We start from the raw sequence: 15,699 nt of genomic DNA, 5'->3' as shown, positions 1-15,699 counted from the left end.
GCATGTCTTTAAGCCAAAATCCGGCGCGTATCGCCATTGTGATGGGGTCTAAAAGCGACTGGGCCACCATGCAGCATGCCGCTGAAATTCTTGATGCCCTTGATGTTCCGCACCACGTTGAAGTGGTCTCCGCCCACCGCACGCCCGATAAACTGTTCAGCTTCGCCGAAGCCGCGCAGCACAACGGTTATCAGGTGATTATTGCTGGCGCGGGCGGCGCGGCGCATCTGCCAGGCATGATCGCCGCGAAAACCCTGGTGCCGGTATTAGGCGTGCCGGTGCAAAGCGCGGCGCTGAGCGGTGTAGACAGCCTCTACTCTATCGTGCAAATGCCGCGCGGCATTCCGGTGGGGACGCTGGCAATCGGCAAAGCGGGCGCGGCAAACGCCGCGCTGCTGGCCGCGCAAATCCTCGCCCAGCATGATGATGCACTGCTGGCGCGTCTGGCTGAGTGGCGTAAAACCCAAACGGATGAGGTGCTGGATAACCCGGACCCGCGGGGTGCGGCATGAAACAGGTGTGCGTGCTGGGCAACGGCCAGTTAGGACGTATGCTGCGCCAGGCCGGTGAGCCATTAGGCATTGCGGTCTGGCCGGTGGGTCTGGATGCGGAGCCGGAAGCGGTGCCATTTCAACAAAGCGTGATCACCGCTGAAATTGAACGCTGGCCGGAAACCGCGTTAACCCGCGAGCTGGCGCGCCATCCGGCGTTCGTTAACCGCGATGTATTTCCGATTATCTCTGACCGTCTGACCCAAAAGCAGCTGTTCGATAAACTCGATTTACCCACCGCGCCGTGGCAGTTGCTTGCCAGCGAAAGCGAATGGCCTGCGGTGTTCGACTCCCTTGGGGAACTGGCGATCGTCAAGCGCCGCACCGGCGGCTATGACGGGCGCGGCCAGTGGCGTTTACGCGCCGATGAGACCGCGCAGTTGCCCCAGGAGTGCTACGGCGAGTGCATCGTTGAACAGGGTATTAACTTTTCCGGCGAGGTGTCGCTAGTGGGTGCGCGGGGTCATAACGGCGAGACGGTATTCTATCCGCTGACCCATAACCTCCATCAGGACGGCATCCTGCGTACCAGCGTGGCGTTCCCGCACAGCAATATCGAGCAACAACAGCAGGCTGAACAGATGCTCGGTGCCATCATGCATGAACTGGGTTATGTCGGCGTGATGGCGATGGAGTGCTTTATTACGCCGGGCGGATTGCTGATCAACGAACTGGCGCCACGCGTACACAACAGCGGCCACTGGACGCAGAACGGCGCGTCCATCAGCCAGTTCGAACTGCACCTGCGGGCGATCCTTAACCTGCCGCTACCGCAGCCGGTGATCAACAGCACGTCGGTGATGGTGAACCTGATCGGCAGCAATCTGAATGACGCCTGGCTGCAATTGCCGCTGGTGCATCTGCACTGGTATGACAAAGAAGTGCGACCGGGGCGTAAAGTCGGCCATCTGAATTTATCGGATACCGATACCGGCAGGCTGGACGCGTCGCTGGAAGCGCTGGTCCCGCTGCTGCCACCGGAATACGCCAGCGGTATCGCCTGGGCGCAGGTGAAACTGCGTTAAACCTCCGCTGTTTATTCCGAATCCAGGGCGTCTTATGACGCCCAGTCTTTTTCAGCCGCATGTAGCGCTTACTCACCTTGTGGTCCCAGGGGTACAATGCCAGAGTCTTCGCACCGAATAGGCTCCGTCATGAAGTATGTTGTAACTATCCGTCCTGATACCCGAGACTGGCGCACGCTGCTGGCCCACAGCATTCCCATCATTGACGTCCGCGCGCCGGTGGAATTTGCCCAGGGCGCACTGCCTGCCGCCATTAATCTTCCCCTGATGAATGACCACGAACGTGCGGCAGTGGGCACCTGCTATAAGCAGCAGGGCCAGCGGGCGGCGCTGGAATTAGGCCATCAGTTAGTGGCTGGCGATACACGCGCCGCGCGGATTGACGCCTGGCGGGAAACCTGTTTACGTTATCCGAACGGCTATTTGTGCTGCGCGCGCGGCGGGCTGCGCAGCCAAATCACTCAGCAGTGGCTGCGTGAAGCGGGTGTGGAGTATCCACGGGTGGAAGGCGGTTATAAACAGCTCCGACAGGCAGCGATTGAGGCAATAGATAATCTGTCGTCGCTGCCGATGGTGCTGGTCGGCGGCTTCACTGGCAGCGGTAAAACGCAGCTGGTCAACGAGCAACCGCTGGGCGTAGACCTGGAAGGCCTGGCGCACCATCGAGGATCGTCCTTTGGCCGCACCCTCTCCCCGCAGCTTTCCCAGGCCAGCTTTGAGAACGCGCTGGCCGCAACGCTATTACGCAAGCAAATAACCTGGCAGCATCATCACTACGCCTTCTGGTTGCTGGAAGATGAAGGACAAATGATTGGCTCAAACCATCTGCCGCACACGCTGCGTGAACAGATGAACAACGCGCCAATTGCCGTGGTGGAGGAGCCGATGGCGCACCGCCTGGCGCGGTTGTGCAGCGAATATTTTATCGACATGCAGCAGGCGTTTTGCACGGCTTATGGTGAAGAACAGGGCTGGCAGGCCTATAGCGAGTATCTGCATCACGGCCTGTACGCCATCCGCCGTCGGCTTGGGCTGGAACGCTACACACTGCTGGCAGAACGCCAGCGCATTGCGTTTGAGGAACAACAGCGCAGCGGCGAGACCGACGGGCATTTCGCCTGGCTGCTGCCGCTGCTGGAAAACTATTACGATCCGATGTACCGCTATCAACTGGAGAAAAAAGCCGCGAAAATTTGCTTTCGCGGCGATTATCACAGCGTGGCGGCCTGGCTTAACGACCGGCGCAGCGGCGGAATTACTGCGCGGTAAACTGGCGGAACAGCGCCTTGCCCTTCAACAGGCGCACGCCCAGCCAGCCGCCGCAGGCGGAAAGCAGCAGCGCACCGCACACCGGCAGCACCACCCACAAGCGCCAGTCCGGCTCCCACGGGAAGTCAAACACCCGAGTTTGCAGGAAGCCCAGCGCGGTTTCTGCGCCAATCGCCGCGACTAAACCGGACACCAGCCCCAGCATGGCGAACTCACACCACAGCGTAGCGCGCAACAGGCGTTTTTCCGCGCCCAGCGTACGGTAAACCACCAGCTCCTGATGGCGCTGACGCATCCCCACCTGCACCTGCGCCAACAGCAACAGGATGCCGCAGGCGGTCACCAGCACGACCATCACTTCCAGCGCCCGACTTACCTGTTCCAGCACCTGGCCGACCTGGCGCAAAATCGCGCCGATATCCAGCAGGCTGACCGTCGGGAATTCGCGGTTAAGCTGGGCGATCATCCCGGTATCCCCGTTGGCGCGGAAACTGGTCAGCCAGCTTTGCGGCTGCCCGTCCAGCGCGCCGGGCGGAAAGATAAAGAAAAAGTTCGGGCGCAGGCTTTCCCAGTCCACGTGGCGCAGGCTGGTCACTTTGGCGCTGAAGTCCTGGGTATCGCCGGTAAAGGTCAGCGTATCCCCGAGCTTCACGTTTAGCCGCTTCGCCAGTTCCTCTTCCATAGACACTTCACCCACTTTAGGCGGCCAGCTTCCTGCAGCAATCGGATTGTGGGAAGGACGCCGATCCTGCCAGGTGAGATTGAGCTCGCGGTTGAGGGACTCATCCTGGCTGCTGACCGTCGGAACGCCTTTAATCTGGGTTAACCGCGCCCGCACGATGGGGTAGAACGACTCCGGGATAATCTGATGCTCCGCCAGAAAGCCTTTTACTTCACTGACCTGTTCCGGCGCGATGTTGATCAGGAAGTAGTTCGGGCTTTCCGGCGGCAGTTGCTGTTGCCACCGGTCCAGCAGATCGCCACGCAGCACCAGCAGCAGGGCCAGTAGCATAAACGACAGGGAGAACGCCGCCAGTTGGCTCAGCGTTGCCCAGGGCTGGCGCAGCAGGCGGTTCACCGCCAGGCGAACCGGCAACTGGCGCAACGTCAGGCGTTTTAGGATCTGCAATAATCCCCAGCCTACCAGCGCACAGATCGCCGCCATCACCACCGTTCCCGCCAGCACGGCCCACAGCAGCATTTTGCCGCCCATCAGCCAGGCCAGCAGCGCCACAACCACGCTGACAATGGCGGGCAGGTAATATTTCAGCGGCCAGACGTTGGCGACCACATCGCGGCGCAGAACGCGCAGCGGCTGGGTCGCCAGAAGCAGCCGATAAGGCCGTAATCCCACCAGCAGCGAGATCACCCCCATTGCGCCCACCGCCCATAGCCACGGCCACAGGCTGGCGGCCGGGAGTCCTGCTGGCAATACTGGCTTGAGCAGGTGCATCAGCACTTTTTCAAACGCCAGCCCTACCACGCCGCCCGTAATCGCGCTGAGCGCCAGCACCATCAGCCACTGGCCGATAATCAGCTTACGCAACTGCGCCCGCCCTGCCCCGAGAGTTTTGAGGATCGCCACCAGATCGTAGCGGCTACGGCAGTAGTGGCTCATTGCCACCGCTACCGCGCCCACCGCCAGCAGCAGCGTCAGCAGTGCCGAGAGCAGTAAAAACTGCTGGGAGCGCTGTAGCGATTTGCCCAACGCGCCGTCGTCTTGCTCCATGCCGGTCCAGCGATGTTCCGGCTTGAGCTTCGGCAACAGCCAGGCTTCGTATTGCTCAATCTGGGCAGGCTGACCGGCAAATTTATAGCGCCAGGTGATGCGGCTGCCCGGCTGAACCGCGCCGGTTTTCTCCACGTCTGCCAGGTTCATCATCAGGCGCGGCGCCATCTGGAACGGGTTAAACCCGCTGTCCGGCTCCTGCGTCACCGTTCCGGCGATTTTAAAGGTGGCATCCCCAACATCGAGCATGTCGCCGGGTTTCAGATTCAGCAACGCCATTAAGCGCGGAGCCAGCAGCACGCTGCCCGGCTCAGGCTTTAAGCCCGGCGGCTCGGTTTGCAGCGAGCCATACATCGGGTAAAGGCCGTCCACCGCTTTCACATCCGCCAGTTGAGGCGTATCGCCCGCAAAGGTCATGGTGGCAAAACTGAGCTGCCGGCTGACCCGCAGCCCGTCTTTCTCAGCTTCGGCAAGCCAGGCGGGATCGACCGCGCGGGCGCTGCGCAACGCGCGATCCCCGGCCATAAATTCCCGGCTTTGCTGGCTCAACCCTTTTTCCATCCGGTCGCTGATATTGCCGAGCGCCAGCACGCAGGCCACCGCCAGGCTCAGCGCCATCCAGACAATCAACAGTGACGGCGAGCGCCACTCCCGCCAGAACCAACGCGCAATCATGCTTCCTCCACGAGCAGGCCTTCACGCAGCCGCAAGCGCCGGTCGCAGCGCGCCGCCAGCTGTTCATCGTGAGTGACCAGAATCAGGGTGGTGGCGTAATCGCGATTCAGGGAAAACAGCAAATCGGCGATACGGTCGCCGGTATGCCTATCGAGGTTGCCGGTGGGTTCATCAGCGAATAGCACCGTTGGGCGGCCGTTAAAGGCGCGGGCCAGCGCCACGCGCTGCTGCTCGCCGCCGGAAAGCTGCGCCGGAAGATGGTCAAGACGCTTGCCGAGGCCAAGCTGCTCAAGCAGCGCTTTAGCCTGCTCGCGCCCGGTTTTGTCATTTTCGCCGCGCAGCAGCGCCGGAAGCTCCACGTTTTCCAGCGCGTTCAGCGTGGGGATTAACATAAACGACTGGAACACAAACCCAACCTGGCTGGCCCGTAGCCGGGCGCGTGCTTCTTCGTCCATACTGTGCAGCGGCTGGCCCAACAGGTGCACTTCGCCGCTGCTGCCATCGTCAAGACCCGCCAGGATCGCCAGCAGGGTGGATTTGCCGGAACCCGACTCGCCAATCAGGGCGATGGTCTGGGCCGGTTTGACAACCAGCTCAACTCCGGTAAGGATGGAAAGCTGATGTTCCCCCTGACCGACGGACTTCTTAAGATGATGAACTTCAATAATGTTTTCCGCTGGCATTGGCCTTTCCTGTTACTGGCTTTAATGACATTTCGCGCCGCCGCAGCGGACACGTTATTAATTTTGGGCGATAGCCTGAGCGCCGGCTATCGGATGTCTGCCAACGCCGCCTGGCCCGCGCTGCTGAACGACAAGTGGCAGTCGCGCGATGTTAACGTGGTTAACGCCAGCATCAGCGGCGATACCGCCGCGCAGGGCCTGTCACGCCTGCCAACGCTGTTAAAACAGCATCAGCCGCGCTGGGTGCTGGTCGAGCTGGGCGGTAACGACGGTTTGCGCGGCTTCCAGCCGAACGCCATCGCCTCCACGCTGCGCCAGATCATCACTCAGGTGAAGGCGGCGAATGCCGAACCGCTGATTATGCAGATTCGCCTGCCCGCTAATTACGGACGCCGCTACAATGAGGCGTTTAGCGCCATCTACCCTGACCTTGCCAAAGAATTTGCTATTCCGCTCCTGCCATTTTTTATGGAGGAGGTGTATCTCAAACCGCAATGGATGCAGGACGACGGTATTCACCCCAATCGTGACGCACAGCCGTTTATCGCGGACTGGATGGAAACGCGACTGGCTCCTTTAGTTAAACACGACTCATAACCCATCGGGGGCATGAGCGGGTAAAGTTATGCAAAAATCAGTCTTAATAACAGGATGTTCCAGCGGGATTGGCCTGGCCAGCGCCCACGAATTGCAGCGTCTCGGCTACCGGGTGCTCGCTGCCTGCCGCAAGCCCGCTGACGTCGAACAGATGAATGCGCTCGGTTTTACCGGGGTATTGCTCGATCTGGACGATCCGCAAAGCGTCGAGGCCGCCGCCACGCAGGTGATCGCCCTGACCAATAACCGGCTGTACGGCATTTTCAATAACGGGGGTTACGGGGTTTACGGGCCGCTCACCGCCATCAGCCGCGAACAGATGGAGCAGCAGTTTTCTACTAACTTTTTCGGCGCACACCAGCTGACGATGCTGCTGCTACCCGCGATGCTGCCGCACAATGAAGGGCGCATCGTTAACACCAGTTCGGTGATGGGGCTGATCTCCACGCCAGGGCGTGGTGCCTATGCCGCCAGCAAATATGCGCTGGAAGCCTGGTCCGATGCGCTGCGCATGGAGCTGCGTTACAGCGGCGTGAAAGTCAGCCTGATCGAACCCGGCCCAATCCGCACCCGCTTCACCGACAACGTCAACCAGGCCCAGTCCGACAAACCGGTTGAGAACCCCGGCATCGCCGCGCGGTTTACCCTGGGGCCGGAGGCGGTGGTGGCGAAAGTGCGCCATGCTTTTGAGAGCGAGAACCCCAAACTGCGTTATCCGGTGACGCTGGTGACGTACGCCGTCGGGCTGCTTAAACGCCTGTTGCCGGGACGAGTGATGGACAAAATTTTGCAGGGTTGAGTTGAAGCCCCGCCTTCTGCCCCCATGTAAAAAACAAATCGACAAAAGAGGGTGACACATGTCCCTGGAATCTATTTTTGATATTAACGAATCGAACCTGCACCAGGTGATTGAACAGTCAATGACCACGCCGGTGCTGTTCTATTTCTGGTCGCCACGCAGCCAGCACTGCGAGCAGCTGACGCCGATGCTGGAGAAGCTGGCGAACCAGTACAACGGCCAGTTTATTCTCGCCAAAGTGGATTGCGATGCCGAACAACGCGTCGCCGCACAGTTTGGCCTGCGCGCCATCCCCACGGTGTATCTGTTCCAGCAGGGCCAGCCGGTTGACGGCTTCCAGGGGCCGCAGCCGGAAGAAGCGGTACGCGCCCTGCTCGAAAAAGTCCTGCCGCGCGAAGAAGAGTTGAAAGCCCAGGAAGCGATGGCGCTGATTGAAGAAGGCAAGCACGCCGAAGCGCTGCCGCTGCTGAAAGACGCCTGGCAGATTTCCGGCCAGAACAGCGAAATCGGCTTGCTGCTGGCGCAAACTCAAATTGCGCTGCAGCGCAGCGAAGACGCCGAAGCGGTATTAAAAACGATTCCGATGCAGGATCAGGACACCCGTTATCAGGGGCTGATGGCGCAAATCGATTTACTGCGCCAGGCGGCCGATACGCCTGAGATCCAGCAGCTTCAACAACAGGTTGCGCAAAACCCGCAGGATGCGCAGCTTGCTACACAGTTGGCGCTGCAACTGCATCAGGTTGGCCGTAATGAAGAGGCGCTGGAATTGCTGTGGAGCCATCTGAAATCAGACCTGGGCGCGGGTGAGGGACAGGTGCGTAAAATGCTGCAGGAGATCCTGACGGCGCTGGGCACCGGCGACCAGTTGGCGTCTAAATATCGTCGTCAGCTTTATTCCCTGCTGTATTGATTGTGTAGCCCGCACATTTCGGCCTGTTTTCATGCCAGCCTCCGGGCTGGCATTTTGTTATGTTTGCTAAAGACTGGCGCAGCCGGGATGCACGCACCTCACCCCGCTACGTAAACAGACTTTTGCATCACTGGTTGTTAATGTTTTGATCTGCTACTCTGTGCTAAAAAAGCCACAGGAAGTCATCAAAATGCACCATTTATTTCTTGAATTTCACTCATTAAAGCCTGGCGTACCGGACGTGCAGGCTTTGATGAATGTTATTCGATCTGAAGAACAAACCGCCTTTGTCATCAGTCCAGAAGTGGTCAAGTTTGTTAATGATGCCCTGATTGTTAACACCACGATCACCAGTTTTAAAAACTGCCGCTTCGCGTTTAATGAAGGCGCAGAATTTATCGAGTTTGACGCGAAAGGCAAATCCCGGCGCTTCACTGAACCCCCTGCCTGGTTTATCTCACCCAACGAATTTGCACGTGGGCAATGGCTGAATAACCACCAGTTGGCTGACTACGGCACCAAAGAATTTATCAGCGCGTTTATCGCCAAATTCCCGAACGTGAAAGAACGTCGCGAGCATTGCAATCTGCTGTTCGATCTTCAACTGGATAAGGCTGCGCCAGCTTCCTCCCAGCCTGCGCCGGTACGTAAAGCGGGGAACCGGAACCACATCACCACTAAGCCTAAAATCACCGATCTGGGCTCGCCGGAAATCTTTATGCAGTTTTATGAACGTCTTGAGAAGGCTGTTCAAAGTGACCGTTTCCCGACGTTACAAATACTGTCCGGCCATGAGGATCTCGCCAAAGCGCCCAATTCGTTAAAAGGCTCAGTGCGTACCTGGTTTAAGGCCATCACCGGTGAACTACCACCCAATAATAAGCGCGTGGAAGCCGGAAATGTGGCGCTGTTCTGCGCGCCTATCCGCGAGCAGCTGAAGCAAATCGACGCATTAGGCCCGGAACGTTATTACCAGGCGCTGTCGCAGGCAATAAGCCAGGCGGGCGAGCAGTATATTGCAGACTTTACATTTACGTTTCCGCAATAACACCTGTCTTATCTAATATGATTTATCCAAGACTTATTAAGTGACTTTAACAAAAAATACCTTTGACTTTATGATATCATAGTGTAGAGTTTCACCCCAGAGACAGTCGATGCTAACTGAGAATAGTCTCGTTTCATAACCCTGGTGGACTGGTGGGGTTGTAACCTTCCACAGTGCGCAGCGTAAAGAGCTGAAGTATCAGCGAATCCCTTTATCGTGTGCTACCTGGCGGCCCAGGCCAACAGTCAAAAACAAATGGCGTGTTCCTTAATGGGGCACTCTTTACAGACTATTGCCACAGTAGTCTTTTGAGAGCGTCTGCTTAGTCACTTTAACCATCGTTAGACTCTTTGCTTTTTTGCTTTTTGTCCGCCCCTACCCGTGGGGCTTTTTTTTACGCTTTTTTCACCCCGCCTTGCCGCTGCCTGCGCCGCTATTCGTTGCTTTATTGACCTCAACCGGGGATGATGACCATGAGCCGCCTGTTTTCAACATGCGGAAACCCTCGATACTCGCACCAAAACACAGGAGGTTTTTTGATGCTTATTGTGATCCCCGTATTGATCTTTGTCGCGCTGGTCATTGTTGGCGCTGGGGTCAAAATTGTTCCGCAAGGTTATCAGTGGACGGTAGAGCGATTTGGACGGTACACCAAAACCTTGCAACCAGGGCTGAGTTTGGTCGTCCCCTTTATGGATCGCATTGGTCGTAAGATCAACATGATGGAACAAGTGTTAGACATCCCTTCCCAGGAAGTCATTTCCAAGGATAACGCCAACGTCACCATTGATGCGGTGTGCTTTATCCAGGTGATCGATGCGCCGAAAGCGGCTTATGAAGTGAGCAACCTTGAGCACGCCATCATCAACCTCACGATGACAAATATCCGCACGGTCCTGGGTTCAATGGAACTCGACGAGATGTTATCCCAGCGCGACAGCATTAATACGCGCCTGCTGCATATCGTTGATGAGGCCACCAATCCGTGGGGCATTAAAGTCACGCGTATTGAAATCCGCGATGTTCGCCCACCGGCCGAACTGATCTCATCCATGAATGCCCAGATGAAAGCCGAACGTACCAAGCGTGCCTACATTCTTGAGGCAGAAGGCGTACGCCAGGCGGAAATTCTTAAAGCTGAAGGTGACAAACAGTCGCAGATCCTGAAAGCCGAAGGCGAACGTCAATCTGCCTTCTTGCAGGCCGAAGCACGGGAACGTTCTGCGGAAGCAGAAGCACGGGCGACAAAAATGGTTTCAGAAGCGATCGCTGCCGGGGATATTCAGGCGGTGAACTACTTTGTGGCACAAAAATATACCGATGCGCTCCAGCAAATCGGTGCTGCCAATAACAGTAAAGTGGTGCTGATGCCGCTGGACGCCACCAGCCTGATGGGGTCGATTGCCGGTATTAGCGAATTGATAAAAGAAAGCAGCGAGCGTAAACGCCCATGATGGCCTTTTTCCTGGTGCATCCTCACACCTTCTGGCTGAGCCTTGGCGGCCTGCTGTTGGCCGCGGAAATGCTCGGGGGAAGCGGTTATCTACTCTGGAGCGGCGTGGCGGCGGTTATCACCGGGCTGCTGGTGTGGCTATTTCCTCTCGGCTGGGAGTGGCAGGGGCTCTGTTTTGCGGTGTTAACGGTGATCGCCGCCCTGCTCTGGTCGCGCTGGCTGGCACGCAGGCCGCAGCCGCGCGCCGATGCGGTGTTGAATCAGCGTGGTCAGCAGTTAATCGGCCAGCGCTACATTCTGGATACGCCGTTAATCAATGGTCGCGGGCATATGCGGGTAGGCGATGGCACCTGGCCGATAGTCGCTAATGAAGATATCCCTGCCGGAACGCGCGTTGAAGTGATTGCCGTGGAAGGCATTACGCTGCGGGTTCGCGCTTCTCTCCAGTGACGTTATGCGAAAAAACCTGCCCACGTACCGCACTGGGCAGGTTTTTTTATTCCTGCGGTTTGCTGCGGCGATGGCAGCAGCCGGAGAGATTATCCATGATCGGGCAATCGGCACTGTCGTCACCCGGGCAGGACTCTGCCAACGCCAGCAACTGTGCGCGCATATCGTTAAGCTCGACGATATGCCGTTCTATCTCCGCCACCTTTTGCAGGGTACGAGCTTTAACGTCTGCGCTACGTCGGCCAGGATCGTTGAACAGGTGCACCAGTTCTTTGCACTCTTCCAGATTAAAACCCACCTGGCGCGCCTGGCGCAGCAGCGTGAGTTCATCAAGATGGCTTTGAGTGTAGCTTCGGTAGCCGTTTTCACTGCGCAGCGGCGGCGTCACCAGCCCTTTCTCTTCGTAAAAACGAATCGCTTTGCTGGTTAAACCGGTTTTTTTTGCGACATCACTTATGTTCATTAGGCCCTCCTGAACCTTCCTTTGGGTGGAAGGTTTAGGGAGTTTATACCGGGGCTGGGGGATAAATAAAGGGTTTGGTGGGTATTGGTAGGGGTTAATTTCGATTCGGTATACTGAGGTTGGAAATATGGCATCGCTGATGATATAGCCCATGAGGTGGTTAATCTGTGGGGACGGAGGATGAGGTGGGAACACTCATCTAACTGTTTTTCGGGTTATATTTGGCTGGGTTATTCCTGCTGGCGCGGGAGAAGACGTAACTCCTGATAAAAGCAAGATGGATAAATTCGGTTTATCCCCGCTGGCGCGGGGAACACCGCTCTTTTAAAGCCGCCGCGAACGGCAAAATCGGTTTATCCCCGCTGGCGCGGGGAACACAGCGAACGTATACGGATCGCCCTGCGGGTTTTCGGTTTATCCCCGCTGGCGCGGGGAACACATGCCCGCCTCAATCATTGAATCCCCTGCCGCCGGTTTATCCCCGCTGGCGCGGGGAACACGTCTGGAAAGAGTACGCGACAAACAACACCTGCGGTTTATCCCCGCTGGCGCGGGGAACACGAAGAACGCGGGATACTCGATTACTGGCTCTTCGGTTTATCCCCGCTGGCGCGGGGAACACCGGATAAGCCGCTGGATGCACTCGGCGCGGTGAGGTTTATCCCCGCTGGCGCGGGGAACACGTTTGATTATCAGGTGGCGATCACCCGGTGGGCGGTTTATCCCCGCTGGCGCGGGGAACACTGAAGTCGCTGATTGTGCCGGGAGTGATTCTCCGGTTTATCCCCGCTGGCGCGGGGAACACCTGATGTTTTTCGACCACGCCGTTTTTCAGCGCGGTTTATCCCCGCTGGCGCGGGGAACACAAGTTTTCCGCAAACTCCGGTTTCAGGTAGTCCGGTTTATCCCCGCTGGCGCGGGGAACACTGGCGAGCGATATCTCCCAGCATCGCGTGAAACGGTTTATCCCCGCTGGCGCGGGGAACACGGCATTTCAGGTCAAGAGGCGCGGCGTCACATCGGTTTATCCCCGCTGGCGCGGGGAACACATTTCCGCTCGAATGCAGGACTGAAAGCGCGGCGGTTTATCCCCGCTGGCGCGGGGAACACGGCGGATCTGCGCCAGGAATGCATCGCCGCGTGCGGTTTATCCCCGCTGGCGCGGGGAACACCAAGCGTCATTCTGTTGATGCCAGTAGCCATAGGGTTTATCCCCGCTGGCGCGGGGAACACCTCGTAATAGGTGTGCATAATCACCGCCCCATCGGTTTATCCCCGCTGGCGCGGGGAACACACTCAACATGCTAAGACAACCGTCAATGAATCCGGTTTATCCCCGCTGGCGCGGGGAACACCGCTGGCACCTTCTCAACGCATAAACAGCATGCGGTTTATCCCCGCTGGCGCGGGGAACACGCGAGCGAGAGGGCTAGCCATTACGTCTCCTGCGGTTTATCCCCGCTGGCGCGGGGAACACGAAGAACTCAGCAGGCCTGAGACGCTGGAAAGCGGTTTATCCCCGCTGGCGCGGGGAACACGCTGTTTTGCCGCAGCACGCGCACGGCTGTGACGGTTTATCCCCGCTGGCGCGGGGAACACGCTGGCGGATAAGGCGCGTAACGATCGTGTGCCGGTTTATCCCCGCTGGCGCGGGGAACACGGCGGCGTTATCGACCAGATCGTCCCGTCCCGCGGTTTATCCCCGCTGGCGCGGGGAACACTTCCAGCCAGCGCGAGCAACACATTTGCCTTGCGGTTTATCCCCGCTGGCGCGGGGAACACGGAGGCGCGGACGGTCACTGTGAAAGTTCCTTCGGTTTATCCCCGCTGGCGCGGGGAACACCGCCTGATTGGCTGCGGTGTCTACCTGCCCCACGGTTTATCCCCGCTGGCGCGGGGAACACGGATGTTGCATGACGCCGGGTAATTATCGGCGAGGTTTATCCCCGCTGGCGCGGGGAACACCCCGCGCGGCGTAGCTGGATAATTTCCTCATGCGGTTTATCCCCGCTGGCGCGGGGAACACTTTCCGTACATGTTCAGCATTATCAAATAGCGCGGTTTATCCCCGCTGGCGCGGGGAACACGTCGCGTAACACTGCGCAGATGTGGCGGATAACGGTTTATCCCCGCTGGCGCGGGGAACACTAGTCGGCGTTGCGGTAGTCTTTACCCGTTCCCGGTTTATCCCCGCTGGCGCGGGGAACACCACCTGCCGCTGGATAGTGCCGTTTTTGTAGGCGGTTTATCCCCGCTGGCGCGGGGAACACTCCTCACCACCTGATACTTTGTTCAGGAATCGCGGTTTATCCCCGCTGGCGCGGGGAACACCGAAAACACCGACCACCACTGGCCCCGTCACGCGGTTTATCCCCGCTGGCGCGGGGAACACAAAATGAATCACAGCAGGTTGAAATTGAAGCACGGTTTATCCCCGCTGGCGCGGGGAACACTGCGCAATAGATTGCGTCCTGCGTATTGGTGGCGGTTTATCCCCGCTGGCGCGGGGAACACCTGATTGATGATATCCATATTCATTTCCAGCGCGGTTTATCCCCGCTGGCGCGGGGAACACATTGCCAGCAGTCACCTTTGCCTGGGGATAATCGGTTTATCCCCGCTGGCGCGGGGAACACTCTTGTTTTTGGCCGCGCCAGCCCGGGCGGCCCGGTTTATCCCCGCTGGCGCGGGGAACACTCTAAAAATATTCAATTGAATTATATGGATTTTTCCAGTATGCAAAAAAGCACCAACTTTTCCTGATTCTTAAAGAACGCTAACCTATTGATTATTAACGGGCAGAAAAGACACTAAACGAAGGCCATCAAGATCTACCGGAATACGTCGATTTTCGCCCCAAGTTTGGAACTCGAAACCTGATTCCGTGTTAGTTGCCCAGGCCATAACAACATTACCCTCATCAGCTAATGCTGTTACCTGCTGCCATATCATTTCCCGGATACGCGTAGAAGCATCTCCCACGTAAACACCCGCTCTCACTTCCAGTAACCATATTGCCAGACGCCCCCTCAGGCGTGGCGGCACATTTTCCGTTACGACGACTAACATCCCCATATCATGCGCTCCGGTGGCCGACATCGCCGAGCGACAGTGGAAGAGGTATAGCCACGGGTTGCGCATCTGGTGGCGGCTCTGGCGGCGCGATCTCTCCTGCGGCCAATACATCTTCTATTAGAGGAATTAATTTCATCAGCGTTTTACTACTGCGGAAAATATCCCGGCATGCCAGGCGAACGGCTTTGTCAGGCTCCGCAGGATTTTGTCGGGCTATATCGAATGCTTTTGGAACAACCACATCAAATTTAATGATGTCAGCAATATCGTAAACAAAAGACAGGGGTTTACCGGTATGAATGAAACCGATAGCAGGCGCATATCCCGCCGCTAATACAGCAGCTTCAGTTACCCCATACAGGCATGACGTTGCGGCGCTGATGCACTGATTCACCACATCCCCTTTTTCCCAGTCTTTTGGATCGTAACGCCTGCCTTGCCATTCAACGTCATACTGCTTCGCTAACATGGCGTAGGTCGCACGCACCCTACCGCCTTCAATACCTCGAAGTTGTTCGACCGACCGACGGGATGGCGCTTCTTCGCCAAAACGAAGCGCGAACATTCTTCGCACAACTTTCAAGCGCAAATCTTCATCCAGCGCCAGCTTCGCCTGATAAAGCAGTCTGTCGGATCGTGCGCCGCCCGGTTGCCCGGAGGCATATACCCGTACGCCACCTTCGCCTACCCAAACCAATAATGTGCCAACCTGCGCAGCTAAACGAACCGCAGCATGAGAAACTCGCGTTCCCGGCTCAAGCATAATGCAGGCAACAGATCCCACGGGGATATGCGTACGCACACCGGTTTTATCAACAAGAACAAATGCACCATCAATAACATCAATATGCCCGTACTGAAGAAAAATAAGCGAAACGCGATCTTTTAACGGGATGGGGTTTAAAGGAATATACGACATCAAACCTCCTGTTATGCGTAGTCCCGGTCATTTACCGCGACTACGTCGCC

Annotated in this window: 14 protein-coding genes and 1 CRISPR repeat array; of the genes, 9 read left to right on the top strand and 5 right to left on the bottom strand. The window is 57.5% G+C overall.

Annotated features, from left to right (window positions below; genetic code table 11):
• Nucleotides 1–2: 2 nt before the first annotated feature.
• The 3 genes from purE (at nt 3) to mnmH (ending at nt 2,845) form a co-directional block, all read left to right on the top strand.
• Nucleotides 3–512 carry a 5-(carboxyamino)imidazole ribonucleotide mutase gene (gene purE / locus ACVV26_RS05965; protein WP_312980201.1) on the top strand — a complete coding sequence of 170 codons (510 nt, stop codon included), beginning with the start codon at nt 3–5 and terminating at the stop codon, nt 510–512.
• Nucleotides 509–1,576: a 5-(carboxyamino)imidazole ribonucleotide synthase gene (gene purK / locus ACVV26_RS05960; protein WP_474800405.1), complete on the top strand. Its 1,068-nt coding sequence runs from the start codon at nt 509–511 to the stop codon at nt 1,574–1,576. Before purE ends, purK begins: the two co-directional genes overlap by 4 nt.
• 129 nt (nt 1,577–1,705) lie before the next feature.
• Nucleotides 1,706–2,845, top strand: a complete 1,140-nt coding sequence (mnmH, locus tag ACVV26_RS05955) for a tRNA 2-selenouridine(34) synthase MnmH (RefSeq protein WP_474800404.1) — start codon at nt 1,706–1,708, stop codon at nt 2,843–2,845.
• On the opposite strand, the gene ybbP is transcribed toward mnmH, so the two are convergent.
• Both ybbP and ybbA read right to left on the bottom strand, forming a co-directional pair.
• Complete coding sequence (ybbP, locus tag ACVV26_RS05950) at nt 2,832–5,249, bottom strand: putative ABC transporter permease subunit YbbP (RefSeq protein ID WP_474800402.1); 2,418 nt, start codon at nt 5,247–5,249, stop codon at nt 2,832–2,834. The genes mnmH and ybbP overlap by 14 nt on opposite strands.
• Nucleotides 5,246–5,932 (bottom strand): putative ABC transporter ATP-binding protein YbbA, encoded by a 687-nt coding sequence (gene ybbA, locus ACVV26_RS05945; protein ID WP_474800401.1) that lies wholly within the window; start codon nt 5,930–5,932, stop codon nt 5,246–5,248. Before ybbA ends, ybbP begins: the two co-directional genes overlap by 4 nt.
• Between ybbA and tesA the strand changes: the two genes are divergently transcribed.
• The 6 genes from tesA to ACVV26_RS05915 all read left to right on the top strand — a co-directional run bounded on the left by tesA (nt 5,900) and on the right by ACVV26_RS05915 (nt 11,192).
• Nucleotides 5,900–6,529 (top strand): multifunctional acyl-CoA thioesterase I/protease I/lysophospholipase L1, encoded by a 630-nt coding sequence (tesA, locus tag ACVV26_RS05940; RefSeq protein WP_312980210.1) that lies wholly within the window; start codon nt 5,900–5,902, stop codon nt 6,527–6,529. The genes ybbA and tesA overlap by 33 nt on opposite strands.
• 28 nt (nt 6,530–6,557) lie before the next feature.
• A complete protein-coding gene (locus ACVV26_RS05935) occupies nt 6,558–7,328 on the top strand; it encodes an SDR family oxidoreductase (protein ID WP_474800400.1) in 771 nt (256 codons plus the stop codon).
• Nucleotides 7,329–7,386: 58 nt separating this feature from the next.
• Nucleotides 7,387–8,241 carry a co-chaperone YbbN gene (locus ACVV26_RS05930; RefSeq protein WP_312980215.1) on the top strand — a complete coding sequence of 285 codons (855 nt, stop codon included), beginning with the start codon at nt 7,387–7,389 and terminating at the stop codon, nt 8,239–8,241.
• 190 nt (nt 8,242–8,431) lie between these two features.
• Nucleotides 8,432–9,289, top strand: coding sequence for a hypothetical protein (locus ACVV26_RS05925; RefSeq protein WP_474800399.1), 858 nt, complete (start codon nt 8,432–8,434; stop codon nt 9,287–9,289).
• Between the two features lie 539 nt (nt 9,290–9,828).
• On the top strand, nt 9,829–10,743 hold the full coding sequence (locus tag ACVV26_RS05920; protein WP_002438811.1) for an SPFH domain-containing protein: 915 nt from the start codon (nt 9,829–9,831) through the stop codon (nt 10,741–10,743).
• On the top strand, nt 10,740–11,192 hold the full coding sequence (locus ACVV26_RS05915) for an NfeD family protein (RefSeq protein ID WP_474800398.1): 453 nt from the start codon (nt 10,740–10,742) through the stop codon (nt 11,190–11,192). The genes ACVV26_RS05920 and ACVV26_RS05915 overlap by 4 nt, the downstream gene beginning before the upstream one ends.
• Before the next feature lie 46 nt (nt 11,193–11,238).
• Here ACVV26_RS05915 and cueR read toward each other — a convergent pair whose 3' ends face one another.
• The 3 genes from cueR to cas1e form a co-directional block, all read right to left on the bottom strand.
• Nucleotides 11,239–11,655 (bottom strand): Cu(I)-responsive transcriptional regulator, encoded by a 417-nt coding sequence (cueR, locus tag ACVV26_RS05910; protein ID WP_474800397.1) that lies wholly within the window; start codon nt 11,653–11,655, stop codon nt 11,239–11,241.
• A gap of 288 nt (nt 11,656–11,943) precedes the next feature.
• Nucleotides 11,944–14,352: direct repeats of the CRISPR family, unit length 29 nt; unit sequence CGGTTTATCCCCGCTGGCGCGGGGAACAC.
• 84 nt (nt 14,353–14,436) lie between these two features.
• Complete coding sequence (gene cas2e / locus ACVV26_RS05905; RefSeq protein WP_254487933.1) at nt 14,437–14,730, bottom strand: type I-E CRISPR-associated endoribonuclease Cas2e; 294 nt, start codon at nt 14,728–14,730, stop codon at nt 14,437–14,439.
• 1 nt (nt 14,731) lies between these two features.
• A complete protein-coding gene (gene cas1e, locus ACVV26_RS05900) occupies nt 14,732–15,649 on the bottom strand; it encodes a type I-E CRISPR-associated endonuclease Cas1e (RefSeq protein WP_474800395.1) in 918 nt (305 codons plus the stop codon).
• Nucleotides 15,650–15,699 lie beyond the last annotated feature (50 nt).

The organism is Atlantibacter sp. MEI4A-1023 (genome assembly GCF_056155425.1).
The sequence above is the reverse complement of the archived record's forward strand: the minus strand, read 5'-3'. Positions and strand labels throughout refer to the sequence as shown.

Excerpts from the sequence above, each read along its gene's own strand:
- ACVV26_RS05930 (WP_312980215.1), top strand. The coding sequence starts at position 7,387 with ATGTCCCTGGAATCTATTTTTGATATTAACGAATCGAACCTGCACCAG.
- ACVV26_RS05920 (WP_002438811.1), top strand. The coding sequence starts at position 9,829 with ATGCTTATTGTGATCCCCGTATTGATCTTTGTCGCGCTGGTCATTGTT.
- ybbA (WP_474800401.1), bottom strand. The coding sequence starts at position 5,932 with ATGCCAGCGGAAAACATTATTGAAGTTCATCATCTTAAGAAGTCCGTC.
- tesA (WP_312980210.1), top strand. The coding sequence starts at position 5,900 with ATGATGAACTTCAATAATGTTTTCCGCTGGCATTGGCCTTTCCTGTTA.
- cas1e (WP_474800395.1), bottom strand. The coding sequence starts at position 15,649 with ATGTCGTATATTCCTTTAAACCCCATCCCGTTAAAAGATCGCGTTTCG.
- ybbP (WP_474800402.1), bottom strand. The coding sequence starts at position 5,249 with ATGATTGCGCGTTGGTTCTGGCGGGAGTGGCGCTCGCCGTCACTGTTG.
- cas2e (WP_254487933.1), bottom strand. The coding sequence starts at position 14,730 with ATGGGGATGTTAGTCGTCGTAACGGAAAATGTGCCGCCACGCCTGAGG.
- ACVV26_RS05935 (WP_474800400.1), top strand. The coding sequence starts at position 6,558 with ATGCAAAAATCAGTCTTAATAACAGGATGTTCCAGCGGGATTGGCCTG.
- cueR (WP_474800397.1), bottom strand. The coding sequence starts at position 11,655 with ATGAACATAAGTGATGTCGCAAAAAAAACCGGTTTAACCAGCAAAGCG.
- mnmH (WP_474800404.1), top strand. The coding sequence starts at position 1,706 with ATGAAGTATGTTGTAACTATCCGTCCTGATACCCGAGACTGGCGCACG.
- ACVV26_RS05915 (WP_474800398.1), top strand. The coding sequence starts at position 10,740 with ATGATGGCCTTTTTCCTGGTGCATCCTCACACCTTCTGGCTGAGCCTT.
- purK (WP_474800405.1), top strand. The coding sequence starts at position 509 with ATGAAACAGGTGTGCGTGCTGGGCAACGGCCAGTTAGGACGTATGCTG.
- purE (WP_312980201.1), top strand. The coding sequence starts at position 3 with ATGTCTTTAAGCCAAAATCCGGCGCGTATCGCCATTGTGATGGGGTCT.
- ACVV26_RS05925 (WP_474800399.1), top strand. The coding sequence starts at position 8,432 with ATGCACCATTTATTTCTTGAATTTCACTCATTAAAGCCTGGCGTACCG.